This window comes from Methylobacterium mesophilicum, from assembly GCF_022179445.1.
GTDB lineage: Bacteria > Pseudomonadota > Alphaproteobacteria > Rhizobiales > Beijerinckiaceae > Methylobacterium > Methylobacterium mesophilicum.
Genome location: NZ_BPQU01000053.1, coordinates 1 through 3,376, shown reverse-complemented (window position 1 = coordinate 3,376; position 3,376 = coordinate 1). Strand labels below are relative to the sequence as shown.

The window sequence follows — 3,376 nt, the reverse complement described above, 5'->3', positions numbered from 1 at the left end:
ATGCCGCTTACACAGCTGGACAAAGCGATCTTATTGCAGTGCATGGCGATTGGAGTGCAGGTGAGCATAGCGTCTCCATTCATCTTTTGGCCGATGCATCCGACCCGGGTCAGCAACTTTTTGTCGGCGGCGCTACATACAATGGTTCAAGTGTTACTGGAAGTTCGTATTCGGTTTCATCCGGAGCTGCCGATCAATTCGTTTTCCACGATGCCTCATCGCCTGCAACGACTGTGCCGCCAGTTTCTTCAAGTCCGTCGTTGCCTGCAAGTGGCACGGTAAGTTCGAATGGTCCTACAACGCCGGTTTCGACGAGTATCGGAACTGGTGCAGATCAATTAATCTTTAAAGTCAGCGAATTTGTTTATAAAGCTGACGCTCAATTTACGGTTTCGGTCGACGGCAAACAGGTCGGCGGAACTCTAACCGCGCATGCCGCTTACACAGCTGGACAAAGCGATCTTATTGCAGTGCATGGCGATTGGAGTGCAGGTGAGCATAGCGTCTCCATTCATCTTTTGGCCGATGCATCCGACCCGGGTCAGCAACTTTTTGTCGGCGGAGCTACACATAATGGCTCAAATATCGCCGGTAGCACGTATTCGGTCGCATCCGGAACGGCGAACCAATTTGTTTTCCACCAAGACCATTGGATGGTTTCGTAATTCGAGCTTTAAGACAAAGAGGGGGTCGTTTGCCGGAATAATAATTAATAGTCGTTTATTGCAGCGTTGTCTGCCAAATCAAAAAACCCGACGTGCGATGTTAATCAAGCGTTAAAAATTGTAAGGTGGTCAGGAGGGAATTAGATTGATTTCGCTCAAAGGCCTTGCCTATCCACCCGCAAATGTGATTAGCTTGCACCCAGGATACAGCGTCGACAGATAGAACCTCCTCATGACATAATGGGCCCATTGCTAAGAATGGCATCGTCTTTATTTTTTTTCTTTGCTGTAGAAATTTTATTGTCAGAGTTTCGTTATTAGTTTTTTAGCGGCCTTCATATTCCGTTTGTCTAATACTGAGCTGATATATGCTTAAATTGACGTTAACCACTGTTTTCATACGCAATCAGTTAGACATTGTTAACATTCAGGGTTTTGAATTTGGTATTTATATAGTACCAAAACGATATGAATACTAGAAGCATGCTTTATCTCCTCGTGGGTGTTTGGGTTTCAAAGATGCAATCAACATGCTGTTGTTATACCGTTGACGAAAAGTATCTGATGCCAGCGGTGGTGAGCGCGACCCAAATGCGGCAACGCATTCAAGCTGAATCGGTCGATGTTTTAATTATCTGCTTTGGCAATCGTACTTCGATTACCGATCTGTTTAAAGAAATTTGTTCAGAGGAAAATATTATATTTATCCTCGTTCCATCCTCGGTGCGGGATGGCCTATCTATGTACTACGCGAGATTTTTTATAGACCGCGTGATTGATCAGAAGTACCGCAAGGTATTTTATATCGACAGCGACACTCAGCTGGTCGGGAGTGTTGACGCACTTATTAATCACGAGATAACGAGGAATAGTATTTTGGCCGTTCTTGATCCTGCGAGCTTAGTTATCGAAAATGATACTCGAAAGAACCAAGATAGAAGAAATTATTTATCGTCAATAGGATTACCGAGAGCGGACCACAAAAACTATTTTAACTCAGGGGTCCTCTTAGCTAGTAAATCAGATTGGGAAAGTTTTAGTAAGGATTCTCTTTCGCTTATTAAGAATTCAAAAGTATCCTTCCAATTCCCGGATCAAGACCCCCTGAATGTGGTGGCAAGAAATTGCGTCATACAAGGTTCCTTCAAGTGGAACTTTCCCGCTTTTTTCTTCAATTTTAATTTAGATCGGGAAATAGAGCCATGTATCTGTCACTTCATGTCAAATCCACGACCTTGGCAAGGCAATTTCGCTCCATGGACTAAAGATTGGTGCGCTCCCTATGAACAACTTATGGACAGATCTAAATCGTTTCGTGTCATGTATCCCAAATTGAATTTCGCTCTGAGAATTAAATATATTCTCCGTCAACGATACGTTGAACTCGTAGAGGGCGCTGTATGGCGGAGTCCGTCTACCATTTATGCGTTACGACGAGCGGAGGCTCAAGCCTGTTTTTGATTGAGGATCAATCATGGTCAGCTTTCATCAAAATATCCAGTTATAGATATTTTTCAGCACTGAAATCGTCTTGCCAGCGATAATGAGATCGTTTGTGCCATACATTTAAGTATTTTAAATTTAAGATTTGGTTCGTTGGTCCGAAAGCTTGGATGATCAGATCCAGTTCTGAGCTCAAGACGAAAAATTGTTGGAATGCTGTTGCTCTCGGCGATAAGGCGTTTAATGGTGGTCTGAACCTTGATGAGACAGCTAAATACACACAGTTGCACCCGTCGTATTGCGAGTTTGGCGAAGAAGCGCTGGATGACGTTGAACTATTAGTTTTCGGTCAGGGTGAAGTGGAAGGTCCAGCCCGGGTGGCAATCGAGTCAGGAACGGACCTTGGGTTGCTTGTCGACGGTAAAGTTGTTTGGGTTGGTGTAGACGACTTTACCGGCCGTAAACGCATCCTCGCCTGCGGTGAGATAGTGGATAAAGTCCTGATGGCGGTGGCGCTATCACGGCATAAGTTGGTGGATCCGCGTAGAGACCGACCACCAGGGTAGCCTGTCCCCTCGAAAGTGACTCTTCGCCAAGTTTGGTGGATCAGGCTGCGACGAGGAACCGTCGGCGGAGGAGATCGAGGTTGGCGCGGCCGTACATGGCGCGCTTCAAGAGCTTGAGACGTGTGATCTGCCCTTCAGCCTGCCCACTGCTCCAAGGGAGTGTCAGCGCGGACCGCACGGCGTCTCCGTCCTGACCGATGCTGGCAGCGAAGTTCTCGACGATGCGGACGCCGCAGTTTTGGGCGTCGCCCAGCCATTCATCGAACGCCTCGACATCCGATCTTCCCGATGGCGGCGGATGAGAGCGGCTCCGGACGATCCGGCAGAAGCGGCGGCCGAGATCGACGACCTTGGCCGCTTCGGGATCCTGCAGGACGCGCGCGACGACCGCGGCTGCCTCGGGGTCGAGGTCTTCGGGCTCACGCAAGAGATACCAGGACAGTTGCTTGGATGAGGCGAGGGGTGATGCGGTGGAGATCGCAACACGGATGTCAGCTGTTGCTGGCGGCGACCGGATGGTCATTCCAGCCGGGCCTGCGCGCCGCTCGGATAACCAGCGACGCACCTGCTTCGCGGTGCCGGCAAATCCGATACCCTGAAGTTCGCGCCAGAGCTGCGTCGCGTTCTCGCACCCCTCATCCAGGCGGCATGCAGGTGCCCGAGATAAGGATCGAGCATGCTCGGCTGCGGCTCGCGCATGCC

Annotated in this window: 2 protein-coding genes and 2 pseudogenes; 3 read left to right on the top strand and 1 reads right to left on the bottom strand. The window is 49.0% G+C overall.

Annotated features, from left to right (window positions below; all coding sequences use genetic code 11):
* From MFF40_RS26915 to MFF40_RS26905, 3 genes and pseudogenes are all read left to right on the top strand, one after another.
* Positions 1–665, top strand: a pseudogene (locus tag MFF40_RS26915) (hypothetical protein); the annotation flags it as partial.
* A 468-nt stretch (positions 666–1,133) separates the two neighbouring features.
* Positions 1,134–2,126, top strand: coding sequence for a glycosyltransferase family 8 protein (locus MFF40_RS26910; RefSeq protein ID WP_308447718.1), 993 nt, complete (start codon positions 1,134–1,136; stop codon positions 2,124–2,126).
* 152 nt (positions 2,127–2,278) lie between these two features.
* The gene (locus MFF40_RS26905; RefSeq protein ID WP_147899643.1) at positions 2,279–2,674 is read left to right on the top strand and encodes a hypothetical protein; all 396 of its coding nucleotides are present in this window, start codon (positions 2,279–2,281) and stop codon (positions 2,672–2,674) included.
* Positions 2,675–2,714: 40 nt separating this feature from the next.
* Here the strand turns inward: MFF40_RS26905 and MFF40_RS26900 are convergent.
* A pseudogene (locus MFF40_RS26900) lies at positions 2,715–3,376 on the bottom strand (transposase); the annotation flags it as partial.

What these genes read in the sequence shown, in the direction of transcription:
- MFF40_RS26910 (WP_308447718.1), top strand. Translation starts at nt 1,134, where the DNA reads ATGAATACTAGAAGCATGCTTTATCTCCTCGTGGGTGTTTGGGTTTCA.
- MFF40_RS26905 (WP_147899643.1), top strand. Translation starts at nt 2,279, where the DNA reads ATGATCAGATCCAGTTCTGAGCTCAAGACGAAAAATTGTTGGAATGCT.